This is a genomic window from Opitutales bacterium (assembly GCA_013215165.1).
Classification (GTDB): domain Bacteria; phylum Verrucomicrobiota; class Verrucomicrobiia; order Opitutales; family JABSRG01; genus JABSRG01.
The window spans coordinates 1-16,088 of record JABSRG010000037.1 but is presented as its reverse complement, the minus strand read 5'-3'; the positions used below and the strand labels follow the sequence as shown (position 1 = coordinate 16,088).

The window sequence follows — 16,088 nt, the reverse complement described above, 5'->3', positions numbered from 1 at the left end:
TTTTCCTCAACAAATTGTTATGCGTCTATCTCCCTCAGTATCTATCATCTTGAAGACTCTCTTGTCTTTTACGGCATTTTTTGCCGCGCACGCTCTCTTTGGGGTCGAAGATCCTACGCCGCCGACGGAAAAGAGTTTTGACGAGTACATGGGTAACTTGAGTCGGGAATACTCATTCTTCACGGTGAGTAATCTATGGTTGTTGGTCTCAGCAGCCCTAGTGTTTATGATGCACTTAGGTTTTGCCTCACTCGAGTCGGGCCTCACTCAAAGCAAAAACACGGTCAACATCATCTACAAGAACGTGTTTATCATCTCAGCCGGACTGGTCACTTACGCCGTGTGGGGATTCAATGCGATGTATCCGTCAGAGAATTTTAACGGGTTCTTTCATGTAGGCGGTTGGATCGGTGTAGACTCCGAGAAATTCTATGAGGTCATGACCACGCGCTCGGGAGCTTACTACACGTTTTGGACTGATTTTATTTTCCAAGCTATGTTTGCGGCTACGGCCGCTTCAATCGTGTCGGGTGCGGTAGCCGAGCGTATTAAGCTACATAGCTTTATGATCTTTACGGTCCTATTGGTCGGTATCGGTTACCCGATGGCAGGGTCGTGGACCTGGGGTGACGGAGGATGGCTCGCGGAGAAAGGCTTCCACGATTTCGCCGGTTCATCAGTGGTTCATGCTTTTGGGGGTTATGCGGCCTTGGCAGCAGTGTTACTTCTGGGGCCGAGACGGGGGAAATACCTGGCGAATGGCAAGATGCGACCTATTGTTGGACACTCGATGCCGATGGCAGCAGTCGGTGCCTTCTTACTTTGGTTTGGATGGTTTGGCTTTAACGGGGGCTCTGTGTTGAGTGCCGACCCCCAAATGGTAGGGCGCGTCTTCGTTACGACCGCATTATCCGGTGCAGCGGGAGCAATTGGCTGTATGATAACCTGTTTTATCGTGTTAAAGAAACCGGATCTTTCTATGGCGCTCAATGGTATCTTGGCAGGACTGGTAGGTATCACTGCTGGCGCTGATGTGATCGAACCGGGTTGGGCGTTACTGGTTGGATTTATATCAGGAATTATCGTCGTGTTTGCGGTAGTTTTCTTTGATAAGCTGAAACTTGATGATCCGGTGGGTGCGATATCGGTCCATGGCGTTTGTGGTAGCTGGGGAACCCTTGCAGTCGGCATCTGGGGAGGTGGTGAGTTTATCTGGCAACTGGTTGGGTGTCTCTCTTATGCGATTGGTGCCTTCGTCATTTCTTTTGTTTTCTTTTTTCTATTGAAAATTACTCTTGGAGTGAGGGTGGATGAAGAGGAAGAGTTGGAAGGCCTCGATATCAGCGAGCATGGCCAAGAGGCATACCCCGAGTTTCAAATCCGTTCGTGAGAAGTGGCAGTTTCTGCTGATCGATGAGAGTCCTTCCAGATCATAAGCTTTCCATCGTCCTGGTGTTTTTTGCACTGGTAGTCAGTGTGCGTTATTTCCTCGGTGGGGTAGTCACGAATTGGAACGAGAAAATCGAGGTAGTCGAGAAGCCGGACCGGCCGTATGCATCCCATGTCGTAGTGGAGCCGGGGGCAGGGTATTTTTACACCTGGGGAATTACAGCGAGTCCGCGTTCAAAAACGGTAGCATTGAAAGGCTTGCCGGATGAAGAGCGGTATGGCGATACATACACGCAATCTCATCGGGTACTCACAACGCTTACCAGCGATTTGAAGCAAGTGGGTCTGACTTTGCGCGACGTGGTAAACGTGCGCGCTTACGTGGTGGGAAATGATGAAGAGCCGCCTGATTTTGATGGTTGGAATCGGGCATTTACCGAATTTTTCGGCACTCCGGATAATCCACACAAGCCAGCGCGGACTACCGTAGGGATCTCGCGCCTTTTCATCTCTCAGTATAAGATCGAGGTCGAATTCGTCGCTGTATTTCCCGAGGGACGTGGACCCTTTGCAGAAGGCACCCGTCACTGGTTAGACTGGGAACGCTCAGGTCGCCATGTCTACGAGACGCGTGAAATTTGGAAATCGTATGGTCGCCCTGGGTTTCCTATGAGCACGGGCAAAGCTGTCGACGAAGGACAGGGGTATTTTTATAGTTCCGCTTTTCTTCCAGACACAAAGTTTCCTATGCCACCTGGGATGCCTGTAAATCCAATGATGTTTGGTTCCTTTTCGGATCAGGCCGCATCGATTTTGAAAAAGATGAACACCGCGTTCAGGTCGGGTGGGGTGTCTTATGAAGATATCTTTTTTGTGCGAACCATCATGTTCCCTGAGAAGGGAAGGCCAATTGGGCCGAATTTCGGACGCTTTGGCCGTGAATACGTCAAATATTTCACCAATGACTCAAATCCCAACAAACCTACGCGGACAGTAATGTCAGCTCCAGGTTATGCATCTATGGGTCCTCTCATGAGCCTTGAAATGTACGGGGCCCTCCCAGATGATTTCGACGCATTTGAAGAGGGCGCTCATATCGCCATTTTGGGTAAGCCTGATGCAATCTCTGCTCCCGCTGTCGGCGTTTCTCCAGACGCAAATAAGGTGTGGTTTTCCGGAGTGATCGCTCCCACCGAGGGTAGCTTAACGGAAGAGTTCAATGCGGTTTGGACAGCTACGATGGAGGCACTCGATGCTGCAGGGGCAACATTTGAGGATATGGTGCACACGCGCATTTACCTGGAGACCACGCATGTCAAAAACGACACTGATGCGCTGAAAAAGGCTCTGGAGACGGTGATCAAAGCTTCGGGCTCCATACATCGTCCGGCACTTACCGTGCTGCCGATTGTCGACTTGCCGGGCGGCGCTCGGATCGAAATCGAGACTATGGCAGGGGTTAGGCCCTGAAGAATCCATTCGGCGAAATGCGATGAGGCTTGGCATTTCGCCAGTCATCAGAAAGGAGTTCCCGATGCCTGTGATGGATGATTTCTGGAAATTTACCGAGTATTTGGTATCTGTAAGTGCCGAAGCAATTATGCCTTATTGGGATCAAGCAGATCTCGAGGTGATTGAGAAACAGGATGACACACCAGTAACACGAGCTGATCGGGGTGCCGAAGCAGCCATGCGTAAAGTGATCAACGAGCGTTATCCAGAGCATGGCATTATTGGCGAAGAGTATGGGGAGGAAAACTCTGATGCGGAGTATGTCTGGGTGCTGGATCCGATAGATGGAACACTTTCATTTACTCACCATGTGCCCCTTTTTGGGACTCTGGTCTGTTTAAAACATCGCGGCGTTCCGGTTCTAGGTGCGATCAATCAGCCTGTTCTCAATAAATGCGTGATCGGTGACGGCGAGAAGACGGTCTTGAATGGAAAGAAACAGGTTTATTGCTCGACAGAACCTGAGCTATCTAGAGCAACGCTCCTCACTACTGATCCGCGAGCTGCGACCAAGTATCATCCAAAGTCCAAGTTCTCTTCGCTAGTCGATGGAGTGCGTACGTATCGAACTTGGGGGGATGCATTCGGTTACCTCGCTGTTGCGACTGGGGGCGCGGAGATCATGGTAGATCCGATAGCTAATGAATGGGATTTTGCAGGGCATATCCCGATTATAAGGGGAGCAGGGGGCGCGATCACTGATTGGTATGGGAATGACCCTTTAGGAGCGGATTCTGTCATCGCAGCCAACCCGCATCTACATGGAGAGGTCTTGAAGCGTCTCCATGATAAGTAGAGTAGTTAGCTTGGGGCGATCGAACTATAAGTATCTCTAATTTGCTCTAGGGGTGTTCTGACAAGCAAACCTAATCCACGCTTTACAGTTCGCAAAATAGGGGGTTAGCGTTACCTCTTCTACAAATATGAAACTATCTATTGGGGATACCGCTCCCGACTTCTCTCTAAGATACAAAAATGAAACGGGCTTTCAGTCTGTTACTCTCAGCAGCCACTTTGGAAAAGGTCCGGTCGTATTACTCTTTTTCCCACTGGCCTTTACCAGTGTTTGCTTAGAGGAAATGTGTATTGTTCGCGATGATTTTTCCAGCTACACGGATCTAGATGCTAGTGTTTATGGCATCAGTGTAGATAGCCCGTTCACCCTGGAAGTGATGGCTCAGAGAGACGATATTCCATTTCCGCTTTTGAGCGATTTCAATAAGGATGTATCCACGGCTTATGGATCCATTTATGACGAATTTATCGGCCTCTCTGGTGTATCTAAGCGGAGTGCATTTGTGGTCGATTCTGACGGGAAAATTGCCTACGCCTCCGTCAGTGACGATGCCCATGTTCTACCAGATTTTTCAGCAATAAAAGCAGCCTTAAGCTAGGTAATATCGAGTTTTTTCCTCCCAATAATGCTATGAGCGACTTAGGTAACCCATTCAACAGTCTTCGCGACTTTACCAGTGAATCCTCTGGAAAGTCCGGAAAAATTTATTCTTTGCCAGCCCTTGAAGAAGCGGGCCTTGGAGCTATCTCTCGCCTTCCGGTAAGTATACGCGTTGTCCTTGAGGCGGTGTTGCGTAACTGTGATGGAGTGCGGGTGACCGAAGCAGATGTCCGCGAGCTGGCTGGTTACAAAGCCACTGACCCGTCTCCGAAAGAAATCCCTTTCGTCGTATCGAGAATTGTTCTCCAGGACTTCACCGGAGTGCCCCTCCTCGTGGACCTTGCGGCGATGCGGGATGCTGTGGAGAGTGTCGGAGCGGATCCAAGCCTGATTGAGCCTCTGGTGCCTGTCGACCTGGTGGTCGATCACTCTGTGCAAGTCGATGTATCTGGTAGCGCTGCGTCATACGAGCGTAACTTGCAAATCGAGTTTGCTCGGAATAAGGAGCGTTATGAGTTCCTGAAGTGGGGACAGCAGGCCTTTGAGACATTCAGCGTCGTGCCGCCAGCAATCGGTATTGTTCACCAAGTTAATCTCGAATACCTGGCCCGCGTTGTCTTCGAGAAGGAGGTCGCGGGTGAAACTGTCTTCTACCCCGATACTTTGGTCGGGACAGATTCTCACACTACGATGATCAACGGTATTGGCATTGTCGGTTGGGGAGTCGGGGGTATTGAAGCTGAAGCTGGCATGTTGGGTCAACCTATTGCTTTCCAGACTCCTGAGGTGATCGGCGTGAATCTTTCAGGTGAGTTACTTGAGGGGGTCACTGCGACCGACCTGACTCTCAAAATTACCCAGATGCTTCGCGAAGAGAAAGTAGTGGGTAAGTTTGTAGAGTTTTTCGGAGAAGGCGCAGAAAAACTGACCTTGGCCGATCGCGCTACTATTGCAAACATGGCTCCTGAGTATGGGGCCACGATGGGATTCTTTCCAGTGGATGAGAAGTCTCTCGATTATCTCCGTGCGACCGGTCGTTCTGAGGAGCAAATCGCCTTAGTCCGCGACTATCTGAGCGCTCAGGGCATATTTGGAATTCCGAAAGCAGGTTCTGTTGATTATTCTAAAGAACTCTCGCTTGATATGGCTACGGTCAAACCTTCGGTAGCTGGGCCCAAGCGTCCTCAAGATCGCATTGAGGTCGATGCTCTCAAGCAGACATTCAACAGCCTGTTTGAAATGCCCGTTGCGGAGGGTGGTTTTGGTAAAGCTCCTTCGGATCGCGATGTAAAAGTGCCTGTTGATTATGAAGACGCAGGTGGTGTCGCCGTAGCGGAAGAAGCTAAGATTGGCCATGGATCTGTTCTTATTGCTGCGATTACTAGTTGCACAAATACTTCAAACCCTTCGGTGATGATTGCAGCAGGGCTCGTTGCTAAGCGGGCTGTGGAGCTTGGATTGACAGTGCCTAGTTACGTCAAGACCTCGTTAGCTCCAGGCTCACGTGTGGTGACGGACTATCTCGAAGAAACAGGGCTCCAGACTTATTTAGATCAAATCGGCTTCAATCTAGTGGGCTATGGCTGCACTACTTGCATTGGCAATTCGGGTCCCTTAGATGCCGAGATCGAGACAGCTATCAAGGAGGGTGATCTCGTAGCAGCTTCCGTCCTTTCAGGTAACCGGAACTTTGAGGCGCGAGTGCACGCTGCGATCCGTTCGAATTTCCTTATGTCACCTCCATTGGTTGTGGCATATGCCCTGGCTGGTCGCGTGGACATTGACCTGAGTGCCGACCCCATCGGTACTTCTGAGGCAGGTAATCCCGTCTTTCTCAAGGATCTTTGGCCCAGCAATGAAGAGATTGAGAATGCCATTGTCGCTGGCATCAAGCCCGAGATGTTTAATGATAAATACGGCTCCATCGATGAGGCGAACCCGCAGTGGAATGCCATCAATGCGCCAACCGGTGGAAAGTATGCGTGGACTGATGCTTCAACTTATATCCAATGCCCCCCATTTTTTGAAAATTTCGGCATGGAAGCAAATACCATTGCTGATTTTGAGTCGCTCCGCCCACTGCTTATTCTTGGAGACTCTGTGACTACCGACCATATTTCACCCGCTGGAGCCATAAAGGATGATGGGCCCGCGGGTCGTTTCCTCAATGAAAAGGGCATCGAGAAAAAAGACTTCAACTCTTTTGGTTCCCGGCGTGGAAATGACCGTATCATGACCCGTGGCACTTTCGCCAATGTGCGAATAAAGAACCTGATGGCAGATGGCAAAGAGGGCGGTTACACAAAACTCATGCCCGAGGGTGACGTCGTCGATATCTATGATGCCTGTCAGACATACGCTGAGCGCGCTGAGGGATTAATTGTCTTTGGCGGAGTGGATTATGGCATGGGATCATCGCGAGACTGGGCAGCCAAGGGAACCAATCTCCTCGGCGTCAAGGCGGTCGTCTCAAAATCCTTTGAACGCATTCACCGCTCAAACCTAATCGGTATGGGTGTGCTGCCACTCAACTTTAAGGAAGGCGAGGACGCAGAGACACTCGGTCTAGATGGTACGGAAACATTTTCACTTAAAGGGCTGTCTGATGAATTAAAACCGGGCCAAATGATAACACTCGAGATTTCTCGGGCAGATGGCAGTCAAACAACCACAGAACTCAAGGTGCGCATCGATACCTCAATCGAGGTAGAATACTACCGACACGGTGGAATTCTACAATACGTCCTTCGCAACATCGTCCGCGGAGCCTAACGCTTTGCGAATCTCGCCGGTCTCGATGGACCGGCGGGAATCTTTATTCCCCACACTCAATCTTACCTCCCGGCAGTCATCATGCCGACACAGCCGACAACTTTTTTTGTCAACGCCTACAAAGATCCGGTGATCGTTCGGATTAAAGGACGCGCTGACTATATGAATTCCCAGCCATTGTCTGATTTTTTCACTCAGATGCTCGGCGGTGGGAAACACCGATTCGTTGTCGACTTTCAAGACTGCACGACAGTCGACAGCACTTTCCTGGGGATTTTGGCTAGTGCGGCCATCGAAGTAGAGGAATCGAGTTCAGAGCACTGTTTGGTAATCACCCGACTCGGTGATCGTCACTGGGAGCTCGTTCATAACTTAGGGCTGGATCACATTCTCACCGTGGATCGAAATGGCAATAAAGCTCCCGATGAGAAGGATTTGGAACATTGCTCCGAGGTACAAACCGGCACGACTTGCAGTCAAGATACGATCTTGAAGGCGCACGAAGCTTTAGTCGAAGCAGACGAGGAGAATTTTTCAAAGTTTCAGGACGTGATTGCTTTCCTGAAGAATCAGGTTGATGACACCTGACTGCGTTTTATATAAATCCTCTCTATGCCTGAATTGGTGATAGCGGTCGTGGCGGCTTTGATGGCTGCCTATTGCATATGGAAGCTTCGAAGCGAGAAAAGTAAGCTATCCTCCGCCGAAAATGAGATCGGTCTGCTCCGGCAAGAACGTAGCATCGTCATCAATTTTATGCACAACATGGTCGAAGCTCTCGGCGAGGGCGTTCAGAGTGAGGAGCTTTACGAGAATATCACGCATGCGGCGATTCAGTCTACGGGGGCGCTATCGGCGGCAGTTTTTAAGAATATCGAAGATCGAGAGATGCGTTGTGCGGCCATTGAAGGATTGTTTCCTCCGCATCGTCCGTTGCCCGAAGAAGTTATGGGCAATATTCGAACACGGGCTAAGTTTGTAGAGAAGATCTTACGCTCTGAAACCTTTCCAATCGGAGAGGGAGTTGTCGGAGGAGTTGCCCAAACTCGAAAGGGTGTCCTTGTAAAAGATGCACTTTCAGACGGACGCATTTTTCAACATTCAGACGAAGCACTCAAGGTCTACTCAGTCGTAGCTGTGCCAATACTATTTCGAGAGGAACTCTTGGGGGTCCTTTGCGTTGCGAATCCAGCAAATAGGGAGCCGTTCACGGAGGTCGATTTTTCTCTTATTGAGAACCTCGCTGAACAGGCAGGCCTCGCACTCCACAACGCGCGCAATGTTCACTCGCTGCTTGAGAAAAATAAGTTGGACGTAGATCTCGCCCTGGCAGCGAATATCCAGCACCTGCTACTTCCTCGCAAATTCCCTGATGTTCCCGGACTCGATATAGCCGTGACGTATCTCTTGGCCCAAAAAGTAGGGGGAGACCTCTATAATGTTTTCAAGCTGAGCGAACATCGTATTGGAATCGCGATAGCCGATGTTTCGGGCAAAGGCATACCTGGCTCATTAATGATGGCCATTACTCAGACACACCTCAGGCACTATGCGCTCACTTTGGATTCACCGCGTGACGTGCTACTGTCGATTAATCAAGAATTGATGGATGCGGGCATTCGTAAGGAAATGTTTATTACATTTGTCTATGCGATCATAGATACAAAAAAAGCTGAGCTCAGCCTTGCGCGTGCAGGTCATGAGTTGCCAGTTCTGGCCCGGAGTCAGAAAGATGGAACAGTAGAGGTAGAGCGACTGGACTCTTCTGGTATGGCCTTGGGCATGGTCGATAACCGCATATTCTCTCGAACTCTCAAGGACATCTCCGTGCCTTTCCACCCGGGGGATGCATTCTTTCTTTACACGGACGGAATCACTGAGGCGGCGAATAAAGATGGCAAAGAATTTTCTTATTCGCGGCTCGCGGATATACTTGAGGAAAACCTAAGTATGTCGGCTACTGAATTGAATCGATCTATCCTCGATCAAGTGGAGCGCTTCAGTGGACGGACAGACTACGACGACGATTTGACAATGATTACTATAAAGTGCGCCGACGCTGCGGCAGCGACCGAGATTGCTCCCGTATCCGACGAATCCAAAGCTTGATATACCATGGCCTACGCAACTGACCTCCCACCTTCCATCACACAAGAAAGTAAAACTGAACTTCCAGACTCGCGTGGTCATTTCGGACCTTATGGCGGCATGTATGTCCCAGAGACCCTGATGACCCCACTATATGAGTTGGAAAAAGCTTATCGCGAGGCGCGCCAAGATCCGACATTTCAGGAGGCTTTAGTCGGCTTACTCAAGGACTTCGTCGGACGTCCGTCGCCCTTGTATTTCGCTGATCGCCTCACCGAGTATTGTGGGGGCGCTAAAATTTATCTCAAACGAGAAGACCTGCTACATACGGGCGCACACAAGATAAATAACGCCCTTGGCCAGGCCCTTTTGGCTAAGCGTATGGGTAAAAAACGCATCATCGCTGAAACCGGGGCAGGTCAGCACGGTATCGCCACAGCGGCAATGTGTGCTAAAATGGGTTTTGAATGCATTGTTTATATGGGCGCGGAAGACATGCGGCGCCAGGCACTCAATGTGTTCCGCATGCGCTTGTGCGGGGCGGAGGTAAAAGGCGTTGAGGCTGGCCAGAAGACACTGAAAGAAGCGGTCAACGAAGCCATGCGAGACTGGGTGACGAACGTAGATCATTCGCATTACATCCTGGGTTCGGCGCTCGGGGCTCACCCATATCCCATGATGGTGCGCGATTTCCACCGGATCATCGGCGAAGAAACACGAAAGCAAATTATCGAAAAAGAGGGACGTCTGCCCGATGAGATGGCAGCTTGTGTCGGGGGTGGTTCGAATGCTATCGGCTTCTTTTTTGAGTTCCTCGAAGAGAGTGGGGTTCGCCTCACGGGCGTTGAGGCAGGGGGACACGCAATCGAATCGGGCAAGCATGCGGCCCGTTTTGCTGAGGGAAAACTTGGAGTTCTACAGGGTGCTAAGACATGGATTTTGCAGAATGGAGAGGGTCAGATTGATTTGACACACTCCGTCTCAGCTGGCCTCGACTATGCCGCCGTCGGGCCCGAGCACGCATATTATAAAGATCTCGACCGCATCGACTACGGATATGCCACCGACGCCGAAGCGCTCGAAGCCTTCCAGACTCTATCACGAATCGAAGGTATCATACCCGCACTAGAGAGCTCACATGGTATCGCCTACACGCTTCGACGCGCTGCAGAGATGAGCCCGGACCAAATCATCGTCTGCAACCTCAGCGGTCGGGGTGATAAAGACGTCCAGGAAGTCGCGCGTCTGACTGAAGGGTTGGATCTTTAGACGGAATGAGCGATGGTCACACACTCAGATGTTGGCCATTGTGCTCTGGGCCTAGACTTTCGAAAAACGGTCCTGCTTTCTCAATCCAGGTTTCCGGAGTAGGGAGGCGCTCTGCCTTTTTGCCATAGCTGTTGCGTGTGAGGGTAGTGTTGAGGATGCCCGGAAAAATATCGACGCACGTGATTCCAGGTAGCTTTTCTCCGACCAAAGTTTGGGTGAAGCCGTTGGATCCATATTTACTCGCGGCGTAAGGGACGATCTCTTTGCTCGGGATTCCCTTGGGAGGCGTGGTCAACGTCGCAATGATGCCACCCCCGGCATCGATCATGGCGCGTAGGAAAGCATGGGTGACGCGGATGGTACCAGCGTAGTTGACATTTAATAGATCTTCGATGGTCCTCAGATCAAGGGTGTGAAACGGTCCATGCTTCATGCCGATCGAGGCGTTATTAACCAGTAGATCTGGTGCTCCGTGTGTTGACAAAACCTCCTTCGCCCAGCGCTCAACTGCGATGCGAGAACGTATGTCTACTTGAGATATCTCAGCGTGCTCTAGAGTTCCTTCGTCCATATTTGAGCTCGATGAACATCCCGATACAAAGGCTCCCTGGCCGGAGAAATATTTGAGAAGTGCCGCTCCGATTCCGCGACTGACTCCAGTGATTACCACATGCCTAAATTTTGCCATGAATCAGTTTATGCAAAGCTTTCGGTCTATTCAAATATGCGGGTTCAATAGCGTTGACCCATCGCTAATATTTAGATGTTTTCTTCAGCTTTTCTTAATCAACACTTCTCTGCTGTTTCATGTCTTTCGGTTTACTTTTCTCTGGCCAGGGCGCCCAAGTGGTGGGCATGGGTCTATCTCTTTACAAAGGTTCGGCCATGGCTCGTTCTGTATATGATCTGGCAGATCAGATACTTGGCATAGAGCTCAAAGAGCATTGTTTCTATGGTCCTGAAGCCAAGTTGACAGAGACCTGCGTGTGTCAGCCTGCTCTATTTGTTCAGGGCGTCGCCACGGTCGAAATTTTGAAGCACTTAGGAAAGCTCGAACAGCCTTCCTGCTCACTCGGTCTTTCTCTAGGCGAGCTGACAGCCATGCATGTGGCGGGGGTATATGATTTTGAAACAGGTCTCAAACTTGTCGCGGCGCGCGGCCGGCTCATGCAGGAAGCATGCGATTCTACGGAAGGTGGAATGGCTGTGTTGATTGGTGGGAGTCGCGAAAAAGCTTTTGAGCTGGCTGAGCTGGCTGATGTCGACGTGGCGAATTTGAATTGCCCAGGACAAATTGTTCTGTCCGGCGAAAAGAAACATATCGGCACAGTTTTGGAGAATGCAAAAGGCCTCGGATTCAAGATGGCTAAGGAACTCAATGTGGCGGGAGCCTATCATAGCCGTTTGATGCAAGGAGCCGCGGATGCGTTTGCAGATGTGCTTTCGCCTATGAAATTTGAGACGCCAGATGTACCTGTTTATACCAACACAACTGGTAAAGCCATCAGCGACCCAGACGAGATTAAGCAAGCGCTCGTGAAGCAAATTACGGGTTCCGTGTATTTTGAAGACTGCTTGATCAATGCGACCAAGGATACCGGCGAAACGCAGTTTTTTGAATGTGGCCCTGGGGCTGTTTTGGCAGGTTTAGCTAAGCGCACTGATCGCAGCCTGGACGTCAAGCCGCTGGCGGAATACGTGGATATCTCTTCCAAAACTGGAGAGACCCGCTTTATTTCCTGACTGATCGGCGCAATTTAGACGCTGTCTCCTGAACACCTCCGTATGTACGATACCTCTAAGATCCGTAACTTCTGCATTATTGCACACGTCGACCATGGCAAAACTACTTTGTCTGATCGTCTTCTAGAAAGCACGGATACAGTCCAAAAACGTGAGATGAAGGATCAACTGCTTGACTCGATGGATCTCGAGCGCGAACGGGGAATTACGATCAAGAGTCACCCAGTTTCCATGATCTATCGTGAGGGTGGAGAAGAGTATCTTTTTAATCTCATCGATACACCTGGCCACGTCGATTTTTCCTATGAGGTCTCCCGTAGTCTGGCGGCTTGCGAGGGAGCGTTGCTTCTTGTCGATGCAGCACAAGGCATCGAAGCACAGACGGTCGCCAATGCTTTTTTGGCCATTGATCAAGGGCTTAGGGTGATTCCGGTGATCAACAAGATCGATCTGCCGAGTGCGAATGTTGAAGACGCCAAACGTCAATTGGAGGATGTGCTCGCGATTCCAGCGGATGAAGCCATTCTAGCGAGTGGTAAATCAGGGATTGGTATCCCGGAGATTTTGCAAGCTGTTGCTAAATTACTTCCCAAGCCGCGCTGGACCGAATTTCCGCAAGGGCGTGTGCTCATTTTTGACAGTGTATTCGATGCATACAAAGGCGTAATTTGTTACGTCCGCGTCTTTTCCGGAGAATTTAAGACCGGGGACACCATCACCATGATGAGTGATGGCACAAAAGCTCAGATAAAAGAAGTCGGTCAATTTACTCCGTCTATGCGGTCGGTTGATAAGCTCGCGACTGGCACGGTGGGCTACATTGTCACGAACCTGAAGAACGTCGCGGACGTGAAGATTGGAGACACGCTAACGCTCACGGCTGATCCAGCTACTGAGATGCTGCCCGGTTATAAAGAAGTCCAGCCGATGGTCTTTTCGGGCATCTATCCGATTGATACTTCGGATTATGAAAAACTGAAGGCGAGTATGGGGCGCCTGAGTTTGAACGATGCGGCCCTCACGTTTCAGTCGGAAAATTCGGTGGCCCTTGGTTTTGGATTTCGCTGTGGATTCTTGGGTTTGCTTCACATGGAGATCGTTCAAGAGCGGCTTAGGCGTGAATATGGCCTCGATATCATTTCTACCTATCCATCGGTAGTTTATGAAGTGACTACTACCGACAATAAGGAACTGAAGGTAGATAACCCGGTCGCACTGCCTCCAGTGGAGGAAATTGCAGAAATCCGTGAGCCGATGATTGAAGCGACGATACACACGCCGACAGATTCGATTGGCGACATGCTGGCGCTCATTCAAGATAAGCGCGGTGTCTGCACCCACACTGAGACCATCGACGATCAGCGGATGATTTTGACGGCTACGTTGCCGCTGAATGAAATCCTGGTGGATTTTAATGACCGACTAAAAAGCATCACTCATGGTTATGGTTCCATGGACTATGCGATCACCGAGTATGAACCGTCTAAACTCGTTCGTCTCGAAATATTGGTGAATGGGGAACCAGTGGACGCATTTTCCTCAATCGTCCACACAAGCAAGGCCGAATTCAGGGGGCGCCAGCTGTGCAGTAAACTCAAAGAGATTTTGCCAAGACAGCTTTTCAAAATTGCGCTCCAAGCAGCAGTAGGCGGTCGCGTGGTTGCTAGGGAGACTATTTCTGCGCTGCGTAAAGATGTGACTGCCAAGTGTTATGGGGGTGATATTTCTCGGAAGCGCAAACTGCTTGAAAAGCAAAAAGAGGGTAAGAAACGAATGAAGCAGGTCGGTAAGGTTTCCATCCCTCAAGACGCTTTCATCCAGGTTCTTAAAAGCTCGAATTAACAGATTAGTGAGTAAAAAATTCCCGAGTGCGCGCAAGCTGATTGGTCAGCTCAAAGACTTACGTTCCCATGCACGGAAGGTATATAATTATCGCTGTGATGTTTTGGACGCAGGAATCCTCGAGGAACTTGAAGATTACTTGACCGAGCTGGATAAACGGATTCGCGAGGGTTCGAAAAATTTAGATGTCAAAGAGACGAATGAGCGTGTGGAACAGATTCACGGCTTTCTCCTCAAGCATGGTGGAAAAATCTATCCCAGGGGAATTGGAAACGAGGTTGTAGAGCTGATCGTGGTTGCGGCAGTCGTCGTGATCGGAATCCGGACGTTCTTTCTGCAACCCTTTATTATTCCAACGAACTCGATGTATCCGACTTACAACGGGATGCTTGCAGAGGTGCATCAGCTCGGGGAAGAACCCAATATTGCTGAAAAAGCCTTTAGATTCGTTACACGTGGCGCTCGTAACTATGAGATGACAGCGCCGGTTTCGGGACGTGTTTATATCCCGTCTTCTCGGCGCTACCTTGGGGTGCCCAGTCTCCCGGTCAAAGAAGTGCCGGGTAGAAAGTGGTTTGTTTTGCCAACCACAAAGAGAGCGTTTTATTTCTTGGTGGACGACCAGAAGGTCTATCTAGAGGTTCCGGGAGAATTTCGACCGCGGGATATTCTTGAGATGATGGATGTTGATTGGACCTCTATGAGGCGCGTTTCCGGACCTGACGGATTGATTTACTTCGATCTGGGGATAGACGTGGCAGCCGGAGAGCCAATATTGAGCTTCGATATAAAGCTGGGCGATGCCCTTTTTGTAGATCGCTTCTCATACCATTTCATTCAGCCAGATATCGGAGATCCCTTTGTATTTCGAACGGATGACCTTCCTGACGTGCCTCAGGCAGTTGCCGCTGATGTGCGTGGAAAATACTACATCAAACGATTGGTGGGTGGCCCCGGTGACGAGCTGGAGATCCGTGAGCCGATTTTGTTTAATAATGGCGAACCGGTTGAGGGGGCAGAAGCATTTGTAAATAACCACGAACAGATGGATGAATACGATGGTTATGTAAATCCGGCTTTTGATTTCCGTTATCCTATGCCCTTATCCAGCGGGAACTCTTATACGGTTCCCGAGGACTCGTTTTTTGCTATGGGAGATAATTCGGATAACTCCCAGGACTCTCGTTACTGGGGGCGCGTGGACAAAGAGAGCGTTATTGGGCGCGCCATCTTTATTTATTATCCATTCACGACCGGCCATTGGGGATTGGCGAAGTAGGGGATGAAAAAGGTCACATCGCTCTGCAATGTGACCTGAAAATTGAGGTAAACGAAGTCTGAGATTAATCCCAGCTATCACCACCGCGATCAAAGCGACGATCCTTGCGTCCACCGCCGCCGCCGCCGCTTGGGCCGCCACGTCGATCCCCGCCGCGGAAGCCTCCTCCGCCACGTCGATCGCCACCGCGATAGCCGCCACCGCGATAACCGCCGCCTCCGCGAGGCCGCTCTTCGCGTGGACGCGCTTCGTTTACAGTAATGTTTCGATTGAGGAACGTAGATCCGTTCAGAGCATCGATCGCAGTCTTTGCGGCATCGTCGTCCGGCATCTCAGCGAAGCCGAATCCCTTTGATCGACCGGTTTCCCGGTCCATGATGATCGTCGTTTTGGAGACCTCGCCGTAGGGTGAGAATAGTTCTTCGAGGTCTTGATCTGTCGCGGCATACGACAGATTCCCTATATATATATTCATTTAGTCTGTGTGATAAAAAACGCTGGTAAAAAAATCTACTGGCCCAGCGCCCACCAGTAGACAGCGAAAACATGCGTTGATGCTTGGCTGAAAAGCCTTACATTCACTACATGAAAGCGCTTTGAACGTGGCTTTATTAAATGTCGAGCTTATAGGTTATATTGATTGGGGTATTCGTAAAATTCGTAGAGACCTTACGCTGCTAACAGTTTCGTTAATAGCAACTGAGATGTTATTATCGATTTCTTTCACAGCCATCCCATAAGACCTGATGGCGGAGATCAAACCTGAGTATTGATGGGCTGTAGCGGTTGATCGTGTCT

13 protein-coding genes are annotated in these 16,088 nt (G+C 50.2%); 11 read left to right on the top strand and 2 right to left on the bottom strand.

The annotated features are described in order from the left end of the window. Positions 1-19: 19 nt before the first annotated feature. The 8 genes from amt (at position 20) to trpB (ending at position 10,426) form a co-directional block, all read left to right on the top strand. The gene (amt, locus tag HRU10_09130; GenBank protein NRA27397.1) at positions 20-1,390 is read left to right on the top strand and encodes an ammonium transporter; all 1,371 of its coding nucleotides are present in this window, start codon (positions 20-22) and stop codon (positions 1,388-1,390) included. A 23-nt stretch (positions 1,391-1,413) separates the two neighbouring features. Further along, positions 1,414-2,859 (top strand): hypothetical protein, encoded by a 1,446-nt coding sequence (locus HRU10_09125; protein ID NRA27396.1) that lies wholly within the window; start codon positions 1,414-1,416, stop codon positions 2,857-2,859. 73 nt (positions 2,860-2,932) lie between these two features. After that, complete coding sequence (locus tag HRU10_09120; GenBank protein ID NRA27395.1) at positions 2,933-3,697, top strand: inositol monophosphatase family protein; 765 nt, start codon at positions 2,933-2,935, stop codon at positions 3,695-3,697. 127 nt (positions 3,698-3,824) lie between these two features. Further along, entirely contained in the window at positions 3,825-4,295 is a 471-nt protein-coding gene (locus HRU10_09115) for a redoxin domain-containing protein (GenBank protein ID NRA27394.1), read from the top strand. 32 nt (positions 4,296-4,327) lie between these two features. Next, positions 4,328-7,069: an aconitate hydratase AcnA gene (acnA, locus tag HRU10_09110; GenBank protein NRA27393.1), complete on the top strand. Its 2,742-nt coding sequence runs from the start codon at positions 4,328-4,330 to the stop codon at positions 7,067-7,069. 81 nt (positions 7,070-7,150) lie between these two features. After that, positions 7,151-7,657: an STAS domain-containing protein gene (locus tag HRU10_09105; protein NRA27392.1), complete on the top strand. Its 507-nt coding sequence runs from the start codon at positions 7,151-7,153 to the stop codon at positions 7,655-7,657. A gap of 24 nt (positions 7,658-7,681) precedes the next feature. Next, the gene (locus HRU10_09100; protein ID NRA27391.1) at positions 7,682-9,178 is read left to right on the top strand and encodes a SpoIIE family protein phosphatase; all 1,497 of its coding nucleotides are present in this window, start codon (positions 7,682-7,684) and stop codon (positions 9,176-9,178) included. Positions 9,179-9,184: 6 nt separating this feature from the next. Next, complete coding sequence (gene trpB, locus HRU10_09095) at positions 9,185-10,426, top strand: tryptophan synthase subunit beta (GenBank protein ID NRA27390.1); 1,242 nt, start codon at positions 9,185-9,187, stop codon at positions 10,424-10,426. A gap of 16 nt (positions 10,427-10,442) precedes the next feature. On the opposite strand, the gene HRU10_09090 is transcribed toward trpB, so the two are convergent. Next, entirely contained in the window at positions 10,443-11,114 is a 672-nt protein-coding gene (locus tag HRU10_09090) for an SDR family oxidoreductase (GenBank protein ID NRA27389.1), read from the bottom strand. Between the two features lie 119 nt (positions 11,115-11,233). Between HRU10_09090 and fabD the strand changes: the two genes are divergently transcribed. The 3 genes from fabD to lepB are packed head-to-tail and all read left to right on the top strand — an operon-like array spanning position 11,234 to position 15,290. Continuing rightward, positions 11,234-12,169: an ACP S-malonyltransferase gene (fabD, locus tag HRU10_09085; protein NRA27388.1), complete on the top strand. Its 936-nt coding sequence runs from the start codon at positions 11,234-11,236 to the stop codon at positions 12,167-12,169. Positions 12,170-12,211: 42 nt separating this feature from the next. Beyond that, entirely contained in the window at positions 12,212-14,011 is a 1,800-nt protein-coding gene (lepA, locus tag HRU10_09080; protein ID NRA27387.1) for an elongation factor 4, read from the top strand. Positions 14,012-14,018: 7 nt separating this feature from the next. Further along, a complete protein-coding gene (gene lepB, locus HRU10_09075; GenBank protein ID NRA27386.1) occupies positions 14,019-15,290 on the top strand; it encodes a signal peptidase I in 1,272 nt (423 codons plus the stop codon). A 64-nt stretch (positions 15,291-15,354) separates the two neighbouring features. Here lepB and HRU10_09070 read toward each other — a convergent pair whose 3' ends face one another. Continuing rightward, complete coding sequence (locus HRU10_09070) at positions 15,355-15,765, bottom strand: RNA-binding protein (protein NRA27385.1); 411 nt, start codon at positions 15,763-15,765, stop codon at positions 15,355-15,357. Between the last annotated feature and the right edge of the window lie 323 nt (positions 15,766-16,088).

What these genes read in the sequence shown, in the direction of transcription:
- HRU10_09090 (NRA27389.1), bottom strand. Translation starts at nt 11,114, where the DNA reads ATGGCAAAATTTAGGCATGTGGTAATCACTGGAGTCAGTCGCGGAATC.
- fabD (NRA27388.1), top strand. Translation starts at nt 11,234, where the DNA reads ATGTCTTTCGGTTTACTTTTCTCTGGCCAGGGCGCCCAAGTGGTGGGC.
- HRU10_09115 (NRA27394.1), top strand. Translation starts at nt 3,825, where the DNA reads ATGAAACTATCTATTGGGGATACCGCTCCCGACTTCTCTCTAAGATAC.
- acnA (NRA27393.1), top strand. Translation starts at nt 4,328, where the DNA reads ATGAGCGACTTAGGTAACCCATTCAACAGTCTTCGCGACTTTACCAGT.
- HRU10_09070 (NRA27385.1), bottom strand. Translation starts at nt 15,765, where the DNA reads ATGAATATATATATAGGGAATCTGTCGTATGCCGCGACAGATCAAGAC.
- HRU10_09105 (NRA27392.1), top strand. Translation starts at nt 7,151, where the DNA reads ATGCCGACACAGCCGACAACTTTTTTTGTCAACGCCTACAAAGATCCG.
- trpB (NRA27390.1), top strand. Translation starts at nt 9,185, where the DNA reads ATGGCCTACGCAACTGACCTCCCACCTTCCATCACACAAGAAAGTAAA.
- HRU10_09125 (NRA27396.1), top strand. Translation starts at nt 1,414, where the DNA reads ATGAGAGTCCTTCCAGATCATAAGCTTTCCATCGTCCTGGTGTTTTTT.
- HRU10_09120 (NRA27395.1), top strand. Translation starts at nt 2,933, where the DNA reads ATGGATGATTTCTGGAAATTTACCGAGTATTTGGTATCTGTAAGTGCC.
- amt (NRA27397.1), top strand. Translation starts at nt 20, where the DNA reads ATGCGTCTATCTCCCTCAGTATCTATCATCTTGAAGACTCTCTTGTCT.
- lepA (NRA27387.1), top strand. Translation starts at nt 12,212, where the DNA reads ATGTACGATACCTCTAAGATCCGTAACTTCTGCATTATTGCACACGTC.
- HRU10_09100 (NRA27391.1), top strand. Translation starts at nt 7,682, where the DNA reads ATGCCTGAATTGGTGATAGCGGTCGTGGCGGCTTTGATGGCTGCCTAT.